Raw genomic sequence first — 15,723 nt, 5'->3', positions numbered from 1 at the left:
CCCGAACGTAGGACCTCGACCGCGCTTGAGGTCAAGCGGGGGACCGGGCCGGGGCGGGGCCCTCGTTCGCGTGCCACCGGCGTGACGCCCATCAGCCGGGACCGAGTGCCGGGTCAGGGGCGTCCGGGCGCCCTTCCGGACGGGTCTGCGCGCCGAGCACGATGGCGCTGGCGAGGACCACGAGCGCCATCCCCGCGACCTGCCCGGGGGCCAGCACCTGGTGCAGCACCACGAGGCCTGCGAGCGCCGCGACGACCGGCTCCAGGCTGAGCAGGATGCCGAAGACCCGCTGCGCGAGGTGCCGCAGGGCCATCAGCTCCAGCGAGTAGGGCAGCACCGAGGAGAGCACGGCGATGCCGAGGCCGAGCAGGACGTCGCGCGAGGTCCACCGGTCGAGTGAGCCGAGCCCGAGGGGGGCCACGACGACGGTGGAGACGACGAGGGCGATCGCGAGGCCGTCGAGCCCGACGAAGGCCTTGCCCGTGCGTTGGCTCAGCACGATGTAGGCGGCCCACATCCCGCCCGCGAGCGCCGCAAAACCCACCCCCACGAGGTCGAGCGCGTCCCACGAGGTGTGCAGCACGCCGGAGACGAGCACGACGCCGAGGCCCGCCGCGACGACCGCGAGGATGTCTCGGGGGCGCCGGCTGGAGATCGCCGCCAGCCCCAGCGGGCCGAGGAACTCGATGGTGACCGCGACGCCGATGGGCAGGTGTCCCAGGGACTCGTAGAACGCGGTGTTCATCGCGGCCAGGGCGAGCCCGAAGAGCGTGACGGTGGCCCAGTCGGACCGCCGGTGCCCGCGCAGCGACGGCCGGGCCACGAGGCAGAGGATGACCATGGCGAAGAGGAGCCGGAGCAGCACCGATCCCGGCGCCCCGATGCGCGGGACGAGGGTCGCGGCCAGGGCGCCGCCGAACTGGACCGAGACGACGCCGCCGAGGACGAGCAGCGGTGCGGTGCGCTGGTCGACGCTCACGGCATCGGCAGGCGCCCGGCGGCGACGAGCGTGGCGACGCGCTCGGCGGGCAGGTCCTCCTCGACGAGGACGCCGCCGGTCTCCGACGCGTGCACCATCCGGCCCGGGCGCACCACGATGCCGACGTGGTGGATGGCCCGTCCGGGGCGGGCGAAGAAGTAGAGGTCTCCGGGCTCGACGGCATCGAGCGGCACCGGCGTGGCGAACTCGGCCTGGGCGTACGCGTCACGGGTCACGAGGACGCCGAGCAGCCGCCAGGTGTGCAGGACGAGGCCCGAGCAGTCGAAGCCGAGGGGCGTGATGCCGCACCAGAGGTAGGGAAGGCCGACGTGGCGGCGAGCCTCGGCTACGGCGGGGTGCGTCCCGTCCTGGGCGCTCGTCCCGAGCGTCGCGGACGGCGGCGTCACCGTCCGCCCCTCGGTCAGGGGCGCCAGGTGCGCGGCCGGCACCCACCCGGGGTAGCCACGCTCGTCCTTGGGGGAGAGCTGCCACGGCGCGACGACCTGGGCCCACGCGCCGGACGCGTCGGTGCCGAGCACGACGACCGGTTCACCGTCGAGCAGCTGGGTCTCGACCCGGCCGTGCAGGCCGAGGCGCCCGTCACCGGTCTCGTCGTCGTCCGGGTGGGCGTCGAGGGCGGCCAGCCACGCTGTGGCGTCGGGGATCTCGCGCACCATCGGCTCGTCGACCGGCCGCGGGCTGTCGGGACCGGACCAGACGGTGGTGACGGGCACGCGGACGAGGTGGGTGGCGGTGACGACAGCGGCGACGGGCGAGCTCACGCCCGACATCCTCGCACCCACGACGGGCGAGGCTGCGTCCGGTCCGGCACGAGGTGTCGCTTCTGCCACGAACGCTCGACGTCGCCCTCGATGCTCTGGTGGGGAGGCGGTCGGAGCCGTACCGTCGGAGGTATGGAAGAGCGGATCACCCTCGAGGGATTCGATCCCCCGACGAACCGTCGTCACGGCCCGGACGGCGACCTCGTTGACGTCAAGGGCTGGCTGCACGCACCGGTCGACTGGAGCGGCGGCCCCCAGCTGGAGCGGGCCTGGCGCCAACGCCACGGGCGCTCCCGTCTGGGCGTGGGGCTGTGCGTCGCCCACAACCCGCGGCGTCACATCCTGCTGACGAACGTGCCCGACGACCTCGACTTCCTCCGCGCCGAGCTCGAGTCGCTCATCTCCGAGCTCGACGCCGATCGCAGCACGGACCTCGAGGACGCCCAGTAGCGTCGCGGCGGCGGCTCGCAAGCCGGCCCGGCGGCATACGCCATCGCAGGAGCGCGCGCCCGCCGAGGGCGTACGCCGTCAGCGCGGAACGTCGCTCACCAGCCTCGTGCGTGCCACTCCGGCAGGTGCGGCCGCTCGGCGCCGAGCGTCGAGTCGTCGCCGTGGCCCGGGTAGAACCACGTGTCGTCGTCGTAGACGTCGAAGACGCGGGTCGTCACGTCCTCGATGAGCGAGTCGAAGCTCTGCCCGGGGTTCTTCGTGTTGCCCACCCCGCCGGGGAAGAGGCTGTCGCCGGTGAAGAGGTGCGTGTGGCCCTCGGGGTCGGGGTAGGCGAGCGCGATGGAGCCGGGGGTGTGCCCGCGCAGGTGGATGACGTCGAGGGTGACGTCCCCGACCGCCACGGTGTCTCCCTGGGAGACGCGGACGTCGACGGGGACGGGCAGCGCGTCCGCGTCGTCGGCGCCCGCCACGGTGCGCGCACCGGTCGCTGCCACGACCTCCGCGAGCGCCCCGACGTGGTCGTGGTGGGAGTGGGTCGTGACGACCGTGGCCAGTCCGTCGCCCCCCGAGGCGACCAGCTCCTGGAGTCGCTCTGGGTCCGCGGCCGCGTCGACGAGCAGCTGCTCGCCGGTCGCGCGGCAGGTCAGCAGGTACGCGTTGTTGCCGAACCCGCCCACCTCGAGCTTGCGGATGGTCAGCGCCGAGAGCTCCTTCACGGCCGCAGGGCCCCCGGCGGTGACGTGGCCGGTGTAGGTGCCGCCGCTGCGCTCACCGCTGTCAGGGGTGGTCGTCATCTCAGCCTCCGAAGGGCAGGGTCGGGACGGGGCCGTCGAACTCCACCCCGTCGGTGGTCCCGCGCGCGAGCCAGCCGAGCACGTCCGCGCCCGCACCGCTGACGAGGGTGCCCCCGTCGCCGACCTGGTGCTCGTCGCCCTCGGCCGTGCGGATGCGCAGCGACGGCGGCGCGTCGGCGTGCACCAGGCGGTTGACGGCGTCGCGCAGGAAGAGGGAGACGACCTCGGTCGGGGCGCTGGCGAAGGTGTAGCCGGCGTCGAGGTCGACGTGGTGGAAGACGACCTCGCGCAGCCGCATGAACGGCACGAGGCCGACCGCGATCGGGAAGCCGCCGGGGGTGCGCTCGACCCGCACGTCGGAGTGCTCGGGGCGCAGCTGCACCAGCCGCTCGGACAGGCGGGTGGCGGACTCGCGCAGGTCGGTGACGTGCTGCGCGACCGGGCGGTCGGCGTCGCGCTCGATGTCGGCGTCCCGTGAGGCCGTGTCGTCGTACATCGTGCCGGGCGCTCCCGTCAGGGCCACGTCGCAGACGCGGGCCAGGGCGTCGGCGTTGCGCGCGACGTGGGCGAGCACGTGCCCCCGGGTCCATCCCTCACACAGCGACGGGCCGGCGACGTCGGGGTCGCCAAGGGCGAGCGCGGTCGAGACGAGCCGGTCGGTCTCGGCCTCCACGAGTGCCGGTGTGACGTCAGCGTGTCGCATCCGTGTCCTCTCCGTCCGCCTCGGCGAGGGCCAGGGCGGCCCCGATCAGCGCCAGGTGCGAGAACGCCTGGGGGAAGTTGCCCACCATGCGCCCCGCCACCGGGTCGTACTCCTCCGACAGCAGCCCGACGTCGTTGGTGAGCCCCAGCAGGTGGTCCATCAGCGCCGTGGCCTTCTCGCTCATACCCGCCTTGGCGTAGGCCGTCACGAGCCAGAACGCGCACGCGACGAAGGGGTGCTCGTCACCGGCCAGGCCGTCGACGCCGGTGTCGGTGCGGTAGCGCAGGACCAGCCCCTCGCGCATGAGGTCCGCCTCCACGGCCGCGATCGTGCCGAGCATGCGCGGGTCGTCGCCGTCGACGAAGCCGATGGCCGACAGCGTCAGGAGCGAGGCGTCGACCTCCGTGGTGTCGTAGTGCTGCACGAACGTGCCCCGCTCGCTGTCGAAGCCCTTGGACAGGACCTCCTCGCGCACCTGGTCGCGCAGCTCGCGCCACCGCTCGACCGGCCCGTCGAGGCCGTGCTCCTCGACGGCGCGCACGGCACGGTCGAAGGCCGCCCACACCATCGCCCGTGAGTGGGTGAAGTGCCGCTGCGGGCCGCGGATCTCCCAGAGCCCGTTGTCGGGCGCCTCCCAGTGCTCGGCGAGGTGGTTGACGAGGGACCGCTGCAGGTGCCACGCGTCGGGGTTCTCCTCGAGCCCGCAGGACCGGGCCGTGTGGAGGGCGATCATGACCTCGCCGAGCACGTCCGTCTGGCGCTGCAGCACGGCCGCGTTGCCGACGCGCACGGGACGCGACCCGGCATACCCGGGCAGGTGGTCGAGGACGCGCTCCGGGAGGTCGCGTCCGCCGTCGACGCGGTACATGATCTGCATGTCCTCGGGGTCGCCGGCCACGGCGCGCAGCAGCCAGTCGCGCCACAGCGCGGTCTCCTCGACGTAGCCGCAGCCGAGCAGCGCCTCGAGCGTCAGGGCGGCGTCGCGCAGCCAGCAGAAGCGGTAGTCCCAGTTGCGCTCGCCGCCGAAGTCCTCGGGCAGCGAGGACGTGGGTGCCGCGACGATGCCGCCGGTGTCCTGGTGGGTCAGCCCGCGCAGGACGAGGAGCGAGCGCGCCACCGCCTCGGTGTAGGAGCCGCGGTACCGGCTGCGGGCGGCGTACTGCTCGCTGCGCGCGATGGTCTCGCGGATGCGGGCCCGCACCTTCAGGGCCGGCGGGATCTCGTCGTGGCTGCGGAACCAGGTCGTCGAGAACGTGTAGGTCTGGCCCGCCGCCACGTCGAACTCGTCGACGTGGTGCCCGTCCTGCGCGTGGGGCAGGCGGGCGCCGCGCAGGACGAGCATGTCCGGGCCGGCGATGGCGGTGATGATCTCGTCGGTGCGGTCCTCGCGGTCGTCGGTGTGCCGGGCGACCCACGGGCGGGTGCGGCCGTAGTTGAAGCGGACGGTCCACTCGTGGAGCATCCGCACCGTCCCCTCGACGCCCTCGATGCGGCGCAGCAGGTCCGAGCGGCCATCGCCGAGCGGCATGACGTCGGTGACGCGCACTCGGCCGGTCGGCGTCTCGTGGATCGTCTCGAGCGCGAAGGAGCTGCCGATGTAGCGCCGGGTCGTCACGGCGTCGGGGTCGGCCGGGGTGAGGAGCCAGCGGCCGTGCTGCGGGGTGCCGAGCAGGGCCGCGAAGCACGCGCGGGAGTCGAAGCGCGGCAGGCAGAGCCAGTCGACGGAGCCCTGCCGGCTGACCAGGGCGGCCGTCCCGAGGTCGCCGAGGACGGCATACTCCTCGATGGGCGTGTGCACGTGCTCAGTCATGGGCAGAGTATGCCGTCCCGGGACCTTCCCGGCGTAAGCCCCCGTATGCCGACGGCGGGGTGCACCGGCCCCCGTGCGGGCGTCTGCCGGCCCCTGCCGCGGACGGCGGATGCGGGCACTGTCGGTGGCCCGACCTAGCATGTTCCGCGTGACTGCTATGCCCACCGGCAACGCCCATTCCCTCGTCGTCCGCGGCGCGCGCGAGCACAACCTGCGCGACGTCTCCGTCGACCTCCCGCGCGACAGCCTCATCGTCTTCACGGGGCTCTCGGGGTCGGGCAAGTCCAGCCTCGCCTTCGACACGATCTTCGCCGAGGGGCAGCGCCGCTACGTCGAGTCGCTCTCCGCGTACGCCCGGCAGTTCCTCGGCCAGATGGACAAGCCCGACGTCGACTTCATCGAGGGCCTCTCGCCGGCGGTCTCCATCGACCAGAAGTCGACCAACCGCAACCCGCGGTCGACGGTCGGCACCATCACCGAGGTCTACGACTACCTCCGACTCCTCTTCGCCCGCGCTGGACGCCCGCACTGCCCGGTGTGCGGTGAGCCGGTCACGCGGCAGTCGCCACAGCAGATCGTCGACCAGCTGCTCACCCTCGAGGACCGCACCCGCTTCCAGGTGCTCGCACCCGTCGTGCAGGGGCGCAAGGGCGAGTTCGTCGACCTCTTCGCCGAGCTGCAGACCAAGGGCTTCTCCCGCGCCCGTGTCGACGGCGAGGTCGTGAGCCTCGCCGAGGCGCCCGCCCTCGAGAAGCAGCGCAAGCACACCATCGAGGTCGTCGTCGACCGCCTCGTCGCCAAGGGCGACGACTCCGGCTCCAAGCGGCGCCTCACCGACTCGGTCGAGACGGCCCTCGGCCTCGCCGGCGGCATCGTCATCATCGACTTCGTCGACCGCGACGCCAAGGCCAAGGACCGCGAGCGCCGCTTCTCCGAGAAGATGGCCTGCCCCAACAACCACCCGCTCGGCATGGACGAGGTCCAGCCGCGGTCCTTCTCCTTCAACTCGCCGTTCGGCGCGTGCCCCGAGTGCACCGGCATCGGCACCGAGCTCGAGGTCGACCCCGAGCTCGTCGTGCCCGACGACGACCTCTCGCTCGCCGAGGGGGCCATTGCGCCCTGGGCCCAGGGCTCCGGCTCGGCCGAGTACTTCCAGCGTGTCATGGGCGCCCTCGCGGACGACCTGAAGTTCTCGATGGACGTGCCCTGGCGGTCGCTTCCAGCCCGGGCCAAGGAAGCGCTGCTGCACGGCCAGAACTACAAGGTCCACGTCCGCTACAAGAACCGCTACGGGCGCGACCGCTCCTACACCACCGGCTTCGAGGGCGTCGTGCCCTTCATCAAGCGCCGGCACTCCGAGACCGAGTCCGAGTGGAGCCGCGACCGCTACGAGGGCTTCATGCGCGAGGTCCCGTGCCCCGTGTGCAAGGGTGCGCGCCTCAAGCCGGAGTCCCTCGCCGTGCTGCTCGGCGGCAAGAACATCTCCGAGGTCTGTGGCCTGGCCATCCGCGAGGCGGCCGGCTTCCTCGACACCGTCGACTTCACGGCACGTGAGAAGCAGATCGCCGAGCGCGTCATCAAGGAGATCGACGCCCGACTCGGCTTCCTGCTCGACGTCGGCCTCGACTACCTCTCGCTCGACCGGCCCGCCGGCACGCTCTCGGGCGGCGAGGCCCAGCGCATCCGTCTCGCGACCCAGATCGGCTCGGGCCTCGTCGGCGTCCTCTACGTCCTCGACGAGCCGTCGATCGGCCTGCACCAGCGCGACAACCACCGCCTCATCGAGACGCTGACGCGCCTGCGTGACCTCGGCAACACCCTCATCGTCGTCGAGCACGACGAGGACACCATCGCGACCGCCGACTGGGTCGTCGACATCGGCCCGGGCGCGGGGGAGCACGGCGGGCACGTCGTGCACTCGGGCCCGGTCAAGGGGTTGCTCGAGCACCCCGAGTCGCTGACCGGCATGTACCTCTCGGGTCGTCGCGAGATCCCGACGCCCGACGTGCGCCGCGGCCACGACGGCCGCGAGATCACCGTGACGGGCGCTCGCGAGAACAACCTCCAGAACGTCACGGTGAGCTTCCCGCTCGGCAACCTCGTGGCCGTCACCGGCGTCTCCGGGTCGGGAAAGTCGACCCTCGTCAACGACATCCTCTACAACGTCCTCGCCAACAAGCTCAACGGCGCGCGTCACGTCCCGGGACGGCACAAGACCGTCACGGGCCTGGACCAGCTCGACAAGGTCGTCCACGTCGACCAGAGCCCGATCGGCCGCACCCCGCGATCGAACCCTGCGACCTACACCGGCGTCTTCGACAACATGCGCAAGCTCTTCGCCGAGACCACCGAGGCCAAGGTCCGCGGCTACCAGCCGGGCCGGTTCTCGTTCAACGTCAAGGGCGGCCGCTGCGACGCCTGCTCCGGCGACGGCACGATCAAGATCGAGATGAACTTCCTGCCCGACGTCTACGTCCCGTGCGAGGTGTGCCACGGCGCCCGCTACAACCGCGAGACGCTCGAGGTCCACTTCAAGGGCAAGACCATCGCCGACGTGCTCGACATGCCGATCGAGGAGGCCGCCACCTTCTTCGAGGCGGTCCCGGCAATCGCACGCCACCTCAAGACGCTCAACGACGTCGGCCTCGGCTACGTCCGTCTCGGCCAGCCGGCGCCGACCCTCTCCGGCGGCGAGGCGCAGCGCGTCAAGCTCGCGAGCGAGCTGCAGAAGCGGTCCACCGGCCGCACCATCTACGTCCTCGACGAGCCGACCACCGGCCTGCACTTCGAGGACATCCGCAAGCTCCTCGACGTGCTCCAGGGCCTCGTCGACAAGGGCAACACCGTCATCGTCATCGAGCACAACCTCGACGTCATCAAGAACGCCGACTGGATCATCGACATGGGCCCCGAGGGCGGCTCCGGCGGTGGCACCGTCATCGCCAAGGGCACCCCCGAGCAGGTTGCCGAGGTCGAGGCGAGCCACACGGGCCGCTTCCTCAAGCCCATCCTCGAACGCACTGCGCGCACCACCACTCGCGCCACGGCCAAGGGCCGCGGCACCAAGGGAGCGGGCAGCTCCCAGCGCGCTGACGGCGCCGGCACAGGCTCGTCACGCACAGTGAAGCCGGCCGCCAAGCGCACCCGCGGCTCGGCGACCACGGCGGCCGCGAAGAAGTCGCCGTCCAGCACCACCGTGAGCACGACCCGCACCCGGAAGGCCAAGGCATGACAGAGCGTCGCGGTCCCACCGCACCTGCGTCCGGCGAGCTCGACCGGGTGGCCGGGCTCACCGACCGCCGCAGCCTGCTCAAGATCGCCGGGGTCACCGGCCTCGTCGTCGGCGCCGGGACCCTGGCCGCCTGCAGCAGCCCGCCCGTCCCCTCCGGCACCACGGGCGGCGGGTCCGGCGCCTCCGGTGGCGGGCAGGGCGGCATACCCACCTCCGAGATCCCGGTCGGCGGGGGCAAGGTCTTCGCCGACTCGCAGACGGTCGTCACCCAGCCCAAGGCCGGCACGTTCAAGGCGTTCGACGCCATCTGCCCGCACCAGGGCTGCACCGTCGGCTCCGTCGAGGGTGGCCAGATCATCTGCCCCTGCCACCAGAGCCACTTCGACGACAGCACCGGCCAGGTGGTGTCGGGGCCCGCGCCCACCGGCCTCACGCCCAAGACGGTCACGGTCTCGGGCAGCACGCTCACGGTGAGCTGAGCACCGCCTGAGGGCGTCTGCCGTGCGCCGGGGCTCCCCGCCCTCGGGTCCGGCGCTCGGGCGCCGTTCAGCGCCGTCGGTGGGCCGACATAGGGTGGATCCGTGGCGGATCCGACGACCTACCGACCCAAGCCGGGGGAGATCCCGACCGACCCGGGCGTCTACCGGTTCCGCGACGCGCACGGCCGTGTCATCTACGTCGGCAAGGCCAAGTCGCTGCGGCCCCGGCTGTCCTCCTACTTCCAGGACATCACCGCGCTGCACCCCCGCACCGCGACGATGGTCACCACCGCGGCCTCCGTCGAGTGGACCGTCGTGCGCACCGAGGTCGAGGCGCTCCAGCTCGAGTACTCCTGGATCAAGGAGTTCGACCCGCGGTTCAACGTCAAGTACCGCGACGACAAGTCCTACCCCTTCCTCGCCGTGACGATGGGCGAGGAGTTCCCGCGGGCCCAGGTCATGCGCGGGGCCAAGCGCAAGGGCACCCGCTACTTCGGCCCCTACGGGCACGCCTGGGCGATCCGCGAGACCCTCGACCTGCTGCTGCGCGTCTTCCCCTTGCGCACCTGCTCCTCCGGGGTGTTCAAGCGAGCTGCGGCGAGCGGGCGACCGTGCCTGCTCGGCTACATCGACAAGTGCTCCGCACCGTGCGTGGGCCGGGTGACCCCGGACGAGCACCGCGCCATCGCCGAGGACTTCTGCGACTTCATGGCCGGCAACACGACCCGGTTCGCCAAGCGGCTCGAGACGCGCATGCGCGAGGCCGCGGCCGAGCTCGACTTCGAGCAGGCCGCCCGGCTGCGCGACGACCTCGGGGCCATCACCAAGGCTCTGGAGAAGCAGGCGGTCGTCCTGGGTGATGCCACCGACGCCGACGTCTTCGCCCTCGCCGACGACGACCTGGAGGCAGCCGTCCAGGTGTTCCACGTGCGCGGCGGTCGCATCCGCGGCCAGCGCGGCTGGGTCGTCGAGAAGGAGAGCGAGGACATCCCCACGCTGGTCGAGCACCTCCTGCAGCAGGTCTACGGGGACGCGGACCGCGATGCGGTCCCGCGGGAGGTGCTCGTGCCCGAGCTGCCCGCCGACCTCGAGGCCGTCACCGAGTGGCTCTCGTCGGTCCGGGGCTCGATCGTCAACGTCCGCGTCCCGCAGCGCGGCGACAAGCGCACGCTGATGGAGACGGTGCGCCGCAACGCCGAGCAGTCGCTCGCCCGGCACAAGGTGGCTCGTGCCGGCGACCTCACGCTGCGCAGCAAGGCGCTGCAGGAGCTGCAGGACTACCTCGGGCTCGACGAGGCGCCGCTGCGCATCGAGTGCTACGACGTCAGCCACGTCCAGGGCACCAACGTCGTGGCGTCGATGGTGGTGTTCGAGGACGGCCTCGCCCGCAAGAGCGAGTACCGCCGCTTCATCGTGCGCGGTGCGACCACCGGCGTCGAGGGCGGCGAGCCGGTGACCGTCGACGACACGGCCGCGATGCGCGAGGTGCTGACCCGCCGGTTCCGCCGCTACCTCGAGGACGCAGAGGGCACGGGCGACCTCGACCTGTCCACCGGCGTCGTCGGTGGCGAGGAGGAGGCCACCGGGGTGACGGGCAACGGGTCGGTCAACGGTGCCGCTGCGACGCCCGGGGAGGACGAGGACGAGCGCTCGGCCTCTGGTCCCATCGACCCCGAGACCGGCCGCCCGCGGCGCTTCGCCTACCCGCCGAGCCTCGTCGTCGTCGACGGCGGACTCCCGCAGGTCAACGCCGCCCAGGCGGTGCTCGACGAGCTCGGCATCGAGGAGGTGGCGCTCGTGGGCCTCGCCAAGCGCCTCGAGGAGGTCTGGCTGCCCCGCGAGGAGCACCCGGTGATCATGCCGCGCACGAGCGAGGGCCTCTACCTGCTCCAGCGGCTGCGCGACGAGGCCCACCGCTTCGCCATCACCTTCCACCGCCAGCGCCGGTCCAAGGCGATGACGGCCTCCCAGCTCGACGGCATACCCGGGCTCGGCGCCAGCCGCCAGAAGGCGCTGCTGCGGCACTTCGGATCGGTCAAACGCCTTCGGGCCGCGGACGAAACGGACATCATGGCCGTACCCGGCTTCGGCCGGGCGCTCGCCTCTGCCGTGGTCAGCCACCTGGCGCAGGGAGCGCCCCAGGAGCCGGCCGTGAACCTCACGACGGGAGAAGTCCTCGAATGACCGCCGACCCCAGGCCCCTGCCGCAGACGTCCCTCGCGGACGCGCCGATCATCATCGTCACCGGGATGAGCGGAGCCGGGCGGAGCACGACCGCCAACGTCCTCGAGGACCTCGGCTGGCTCGTCGTCGACAACCTGCCGCCGCAGCTGCTGACCCACCTCGCGGAGCTGCGCGACGAGGCGCGGGCCCAGCACCCCGAGGCGCACCTCCAGCAGGTGGCCGTGGTCGTCGACGTCCGCTCCCGCGGCTGGTTCGCCCAGCTGGACGGCGCCATCCGGGCGGCCCGGGCCCGCGGGGAGCGGCCGAGCCTCGTCTTCCTCGACGCCACCGACGAGGCCCTCGTCCGCCGCTTCGAGAGCGTGCGCCGCCCGCACCCGCTCCAGGGCGACGGCCGGCTGCTCGACGGCATCCAGCGCGAGCGCCGGATGCTCCTCGACCTGCGCTCGTCCGCCGACGTCGTCATCGACAGCTCCGGCCTCAACGTGCACCAGCTGAGCGCCAAGCTGTCGTCCCTCTTCGCGGGCGACCGCAAGGCGCAGCTGCGGATCGCGGTGATGTCGTTCGGGTTCAAGTACGGCCTGCCGCTCGATGCCGACGTCGTCTTCGACATGCGCTTCCTGCCCAACCCGTACTGGGTGCCCGAGCTGCGACCCCTCACCGGACGCGACACCCCCGTCAGCGAGTTCGTCATGAAGCAGGAGGGCGCCGACCAGTTCCTCGAGCGCGCCGGCGGCCTGCTCGACACGATGATCGACGGCTACGTCCGGGAGGGACGCCGCTACGTCACCGTCGCGGTCGGGTGCACCGGTGGCAAGCACCGGTCCGTCGCCGTCGCCGAGGCCCTGAGCGCCCGTCTCGGCGGGCGCGACCGCGTCGACACGTTCGTCGTGCACCGTGACCTCGGCCGCGAGTGACCCGACGCCCGTGACCACCCGACTGCCCCTCGTCCCCCCGCACGCCCGGCGCGTCGTCGCCCTCGGTGGCGGTCACGGCCTCGCGGCCAGCCTCACCGCGCTCCGGCTGCTCACCGAGGACCTCACCGCCGTGGTGACCGTCGCCGACGACGGCGGGTCGAGCGGACGCCTGCGCGAGGAGTTCGACGTCCTGCCGCCCGGCGACCTCCGGATGGCGCTGTCGGCCCTCTGCGACGACAGCGACTGGGGGCACACGTGGCGCGACGTGCTCCAGCACCGGTTCGCGGGCGACGGCGACCTCAAGGGCCATGCTCTCGGCAACCTCATGATCGTCTCGATCTGGGACCTGCTCGGCGACACGGTGCGCGGGCTCGACCTGGTGGGCCGGCTGCTCGGTGCGCGTGGCCGGGTGCTGCCGATGGCGGGGGAGCCCCTCGAGATCGTCGCCGAGATCCACGGCCACGACCCCGAGCGCCCCGACGCCACGGTGGAGGTCCGCGGCCAGCACCGCGTCGCGTCCTCGGCCGGGGTGGTCTCGTCGATCGGGATCGTGCCGACCTGCCCGGAGCCCTGCCACGAGGCCCTCGCGGCCGTGCGGGAGGCGGAGTGGGTCATGCTCGGCCCCGGGTCCTGGTTCACCTCCGTGATGCCGCACCTGCTGGTGCCGGACCTCGCCGACGCGCTGGTCGCGACCCCGGCCAGACGGCTGCTCAACCTCAACCTCGAGGTGCACAAGGGCGAGACCCGCGACTTCCGGGCCGAGGACCACCTCGCGTCGCTGGCCGCCAACGCCCCTGACCTGCGGCTCGACGTCGTGCTCGCCGACCCGAGCGTGGTGCCCGACGGCGCCTCGCTGCGGGCGGCGGCCGCCGAGCTGGGAGCCGAGCTCGTCGTCGCGCCGGTGGCCGCGCGCGGTGAGCCCGGCGTGCACGACCCGCTGCGCCTCGCCGCCGCCCTGCGCGACGTCATCGCCTGACGTGACCGGCGTGACGTGAGACGACGCGAGCGACGACGTATGCCGTCCCGCGGGCTCGGCGACACGGCATACCCGGCCGTCGGGTGACGGACACGACGGACACGACCGAAAGGCCACGGCACCTCGGACGGGAGGGTGCTTGATCGGGGTGGCAGGATGTCGGCCATGGCGATGACAGCAAAGGTCAAGGACGAGCTCTCACGTCTGGACGTGACCAAACCGTGCTGTCGCAAGGCCGAGGTCTCGACCATGCTGCGCTTCGCCGGGGGACTGCACATCATCGGTGGCCAGATCGTCGTCGAGGCCGAGCTCGACACCGCCAACGCGGCGCGACGGCTGCGCCGCAACATCGCCGAGGTCTACGGCCACAAGAGCGACGTGCTCGTCCTCGCGGCCGGTGGCCTGCGTCGCGGCTCCCGCTACGTCGTACGGGTCGTCGAGGACGGCGCGACGCTGGCCCGGCAGACGGGCCTGATCGACACCCGCGGCCGCCCGGTGCGCGGGCTGCCGCCGAAGGTGGTCAGCGCCGCGACCTGCGACTCCGAGGCCGCCTGGCGCGGGGCATTCCTCGCCCACGGCTCGCTCACCGAGCCGGGCCGCTCCTCCGCCCTCGAGGTCACGTGCCCGGGCCCGGAGGCCGCCCTGGCGCTCGTCGGCGCGGCCCGCCGGCTCGGCATCCAGGCCAAGGCCCGTGAGGTCCGTGGCATCGACCGGGTCGTCATCCGCGACGGTGACGCGATCGGGGCCATGCTGACGCGGCTCGGCGCCCACGACGCCGTGCTGGCGTGGGAGGAGCGCCGGATGCGCCGCGAGGTGCGGGCCACCGCGAACCGGTTGGCCAACTTCGACGACGCCAACCTGCGCCGGTCGGCCCGCGCCGCGGTGGCCGCCGGGGCCCGGGTGGAGCGGGCCATGGACCTGCTCGGCGACGACATCCCGGAGCACCTGCGCGAGGCCGGCGTCCTGCGCGTGCAGCACAAGCAGGCCAGCCTCGAGGAGCTCGGGCAGCTCGCCGTGCCGCCGATGACCAAGGACGCCGTGGCGGGTCGCATCCGCCGGCTCCTCGCCATGGCCGACAAGCGCGCCGAGGAGCTCGGCGTGCCGGGCACCGATGCCAACCTGACCCCCGACATGCTCGAGGGCTGAGGCGCTCGAGCCCCAGCACGCCGGTCCCGGCGGCCGCTCGCGGTGCTGAGCGGTCGCTCACCGGTCGCTGAGACTGCCGCGTGGTCCCCGGAGGTCACGCACTAGGCTGGCGTGTGATCGAGGTCGCAACGGGGCGGCCGTTGGTCTGCAGTCCGTCCGACTCAGTCTCACCGAAGAGGTGCACAGCAGTGACCGTTCGCGTTGGTATCAACGGCTTTGGCCGCATCGGCCGCAACTTCTTCCGCGCCATCGTGGCGTCCGGAGCCGACATCGAGGTCGTGGCCACCAACGACCTCATGGACAACAAGACCCTCGCCCACCTGCTCAAGTACGACTCGATCCTCGGGCGCTTCCCGGGCGAGGTCAGCTACGACGACACCTCGATCATCGTCGACGGCAAGTCGATCCGTGTCTTCGAGGAGCGCGACCCCGCGGCCATCGACTGGGCCGGCGTCGGCGCCGACGTCATCGTCGAGTCCACCGGCTTCTTCACCGACGCCACCAAGGCCAAGGCGCACATCGACGGCGGCGCCAAGAAGGTCATCATCTCGGCCCCGGCCAAGAACGAGGACATCACCATCGTCATGGGCGTCAACGACGACCTCTACGACGCCGACAAGCACACGGTCATCTCCAACGCGTCGTGCACGACGAACTGCCTCGCGCCGATGGCCAAGGTGCTCCACGAGGAGTTCGAGATCGTCAAGGGCCTCATGACGACGATCCACGCCTACACCCAGGACCAGAACCTCCAGGACGCCCCGCACAAGGACCTGCGCCGGGCCCGCGCCGCCGCGCTCAACATCGTCCCGACCACGACGGGCGCGGCCAAGGCCGTCTCCCTCGTGCTGCCCGACCTCAAGGGCAAGCTCGACGGCTACGCCCTGCGCGTGCCGGTGCCCACCGGCTCGGCCACCGACCTCACGTTCGAGGCCGGCCGCGAGACCACGGTCGAGGAGGTCAACGCCGCGGTCAAGGCCGCAGCCGAGGGCCCGCTCAAGGGCTACCTCGTCTACACCGAGGACCAGATCGTCTCCAAGGACATCGAGACCGACCCGGCCTCCTGCATCTTCGACGCCGGCCTGACCAAGGTCATCGGCAACCAGGTCAAGGTCGTCGGCTGGTACGACAACGAGTGGGGCTACTCCAACCGCCTCGTCGACCTCGTCAAGCTCGTCGGCCAGTCGCTCTGAGCCACCCGGCCACCGCTCGTCGGGCTCCTGCCGTCAGGCCGGGAGCGCGACGAGCGGTGGCCGCCGCCATGTCACCCGTGC

Annotated in this window: 13 protein-coding genes; 8 read left to right on the top strand and 5 right to left on the bottom strand. The window is 72.3% G+C overall.

Annotated features, from left to right (window positions below):
* Positions 1-91: 91 nt before the first annotated feature.
* Positions 92-979: an EamA family transporter gene (locus tag AB0316_RS09575; protein WP_366272560.1), complete on the bottom strand. Its 888-nt coding sequence runs from the start codon at positions 977-979 to the stop codon at positions 92-94.
* Positions 976-1,761, bottom strand: a complete 786-nt coding sequence (locus tag AB0316_RS09570) for a C40 family peptidase (protein ID WP_366272558.1) — start codon at positions 1,759-1,761, stop codon at positions 976-978. Before AB0316_RS09570 ends, AB0316_RS09575 begins: the two co-directional genes overlap by 4 nt.
* Positions 1,762-1,893: 132 nt before the next feature.
* Between AB0316_RS09570 and AB0316_RS09565 the strand changes: the two genes are divergently transcribed.
* Positions 1,894-2,211, top strand: a complete 318-nt coding sequence (locus tag AB0316_RS09565; RefSeq protein WP_366272557.1) for a hypothetical protein — start codon at positions 1,894-1,896, stop codon at positions 2,209-2,211.
* Between the two features lie 95 nt (positions 2,212-2,306).
* On the opposite strand, the gene AB0316_RS09560 is transcribed toward AB0316_RS09565, so the two are convergent.
* Genes AB0316_RS09560 through AB0316_RS09550 form a run of 3 tightly spaced genes read right to left on the bottom strand, consistent with a single transcriptional unit; the run spans position 2,307 to position 5,518 of the window.
* The gene (locus AB0316_RS09560; protein ID WP_366272555.1) at positions 2,307-3,005 is read right to left on the bottom strand and encodes an MBL fold metallo-hydrolase; all 699 of its coding nucleotides are present in this window, start codon (positions 3,003-3,005) and stop codon (positions 2,307-2,309) included.
* Position 3,006: 1 nt separating this feature from the next.
* Complete coding sequence (locus tag AB0316_RS09555; protein ID WP_366272553.1) at positions 3,007-3,708, bottom strand: maleylpyruvate isomerase family mycothiol-dependent enzyme; 702 nt, start codon at positions 3,706-3,708, stop codon at positions 3,007-3,009.
* Complete coding sequence (locus AB0316_RS09550) at positions 3,695-5,518, bottom strand: glycoside hydrolase family 15 protein (RefSeq protein WP_366272551.1); 1,824 nt, start codon at positions 5,516-5,518, stop codon at positions 3,695-3,697. Before AB0316_RS09550 ends, AB0316_RS09555 begins: the two co-directional genes overlap by 14 nt.
* A 139-nt stretch (positions 5,519-5,657) precedes the next feature.
* Here AB0316_RS09550 and uvrA point away from each other — a divergent pair, with 139 nt between their 5' ends.
* From uvrA to gap, 7 genes are all read left to right on the top strand, one after another.
* Positions 5,658-8,750 carry an excinuclease ABC subunit UvrA gene (gene uvrA / locus AB0316_RS09545; RefSeq protein WP_366272549.1) on the top strand — a complete coding sequence of 1,031 codons (3,093 nt, stop codon included), beginning with the start codon at positions 5,658-5,660 and terminating at the stop codon, positions 8,748-8,750.
* Positions 8,747-9,229, top strand: a complete 483-nt coding sequence (locus AB0316_RS09540; RefSeq protein ID WP_366272547.1) for a Rieske (2Fe-2S) protein — start codon at positions 8,747-8,749, stop codon at positions 9,227-9,229. The genes uvrA and AB0316_RS09540 overlap by 4 nt, the downstream gene beginning before the upstream one ends.
* A 102-nt stretch (positions 9,230-9,331) precedes the next feature.
* Positions 9,332-11,413, top strand: coding sequence for an excinuclease ABC subunit UvrC (gene uvrC, locus AB0316_RS09535; protein WP_366272545.1), 2,082 nt, complete (start codon positions 9,332-9,334; stop codon positions 11,411-11,413).
* Positions 11,410-12,327 (top strand): RNase adapter RapZ, encoded by a 918-nt coding sequence (gene rapZ, locus AB0316_RS09530; protein WP_366272543.1) that lies wholly within the window; start codon positions 11,410-11,412, stop codon positions 12,325-12,327. Before uvrC ends, rapZ begins: the two co-directional genes overlap by 4 nt.
* 10 nt (positions 12,328-12,337) lie before the next feature.
* A complete protein-coding gene (yvcK, locus tag AB0316_RS09525) occupies positions 12,338-13,303 on the top strand; it encodes a uridine diphosphate-N-acetylglucosamine-binding protein YvcK (protein WP_366272541.1) in 966 nt (321 codons plus the stop codon).
* A 165-nt stretch (positions 13,304-13,468) separates the two neighbouring features.
* Positions 13,469-14,449, top strand: a complete 981-nt coding sequence (whiA, locus tag AB0316_RS09520; protein ID WP_366272539.1) for a DNA-binding protein WhiA — start codon at positions 13,469-13,471, stop codon at positions 14,447-14,449.
* Positions 14,450-14,637: 188 nt separating this feature from the next.
* A complete protein-coding gene (gene gap / locus AB0316_RS09515) occupies positions 14,638-15,642 on the top strand; it encodes a type I glyceraldehyde-3-phosphate dehydrogenase (protein WP_366272537.1) in 1,005 nt (334 codons plus the stop codon).
* The last annotated feature ends 81 nt before the right edge of the window (positions 15,643-15,723 follow it).

Source organism: Terrabacter sp. NPDC080008 (assembly GCF_040702505.1).
Classification (GTDB): Bacteria; Actinomycetota; Actinomycetes; order Actinomycetales; family Dermatophilaceae; genus Terrabacter.
Note: the sequence above shows the minus strand (reverse complement) of the source record. Positions and strands in the feature narration are given on the sequence as shown.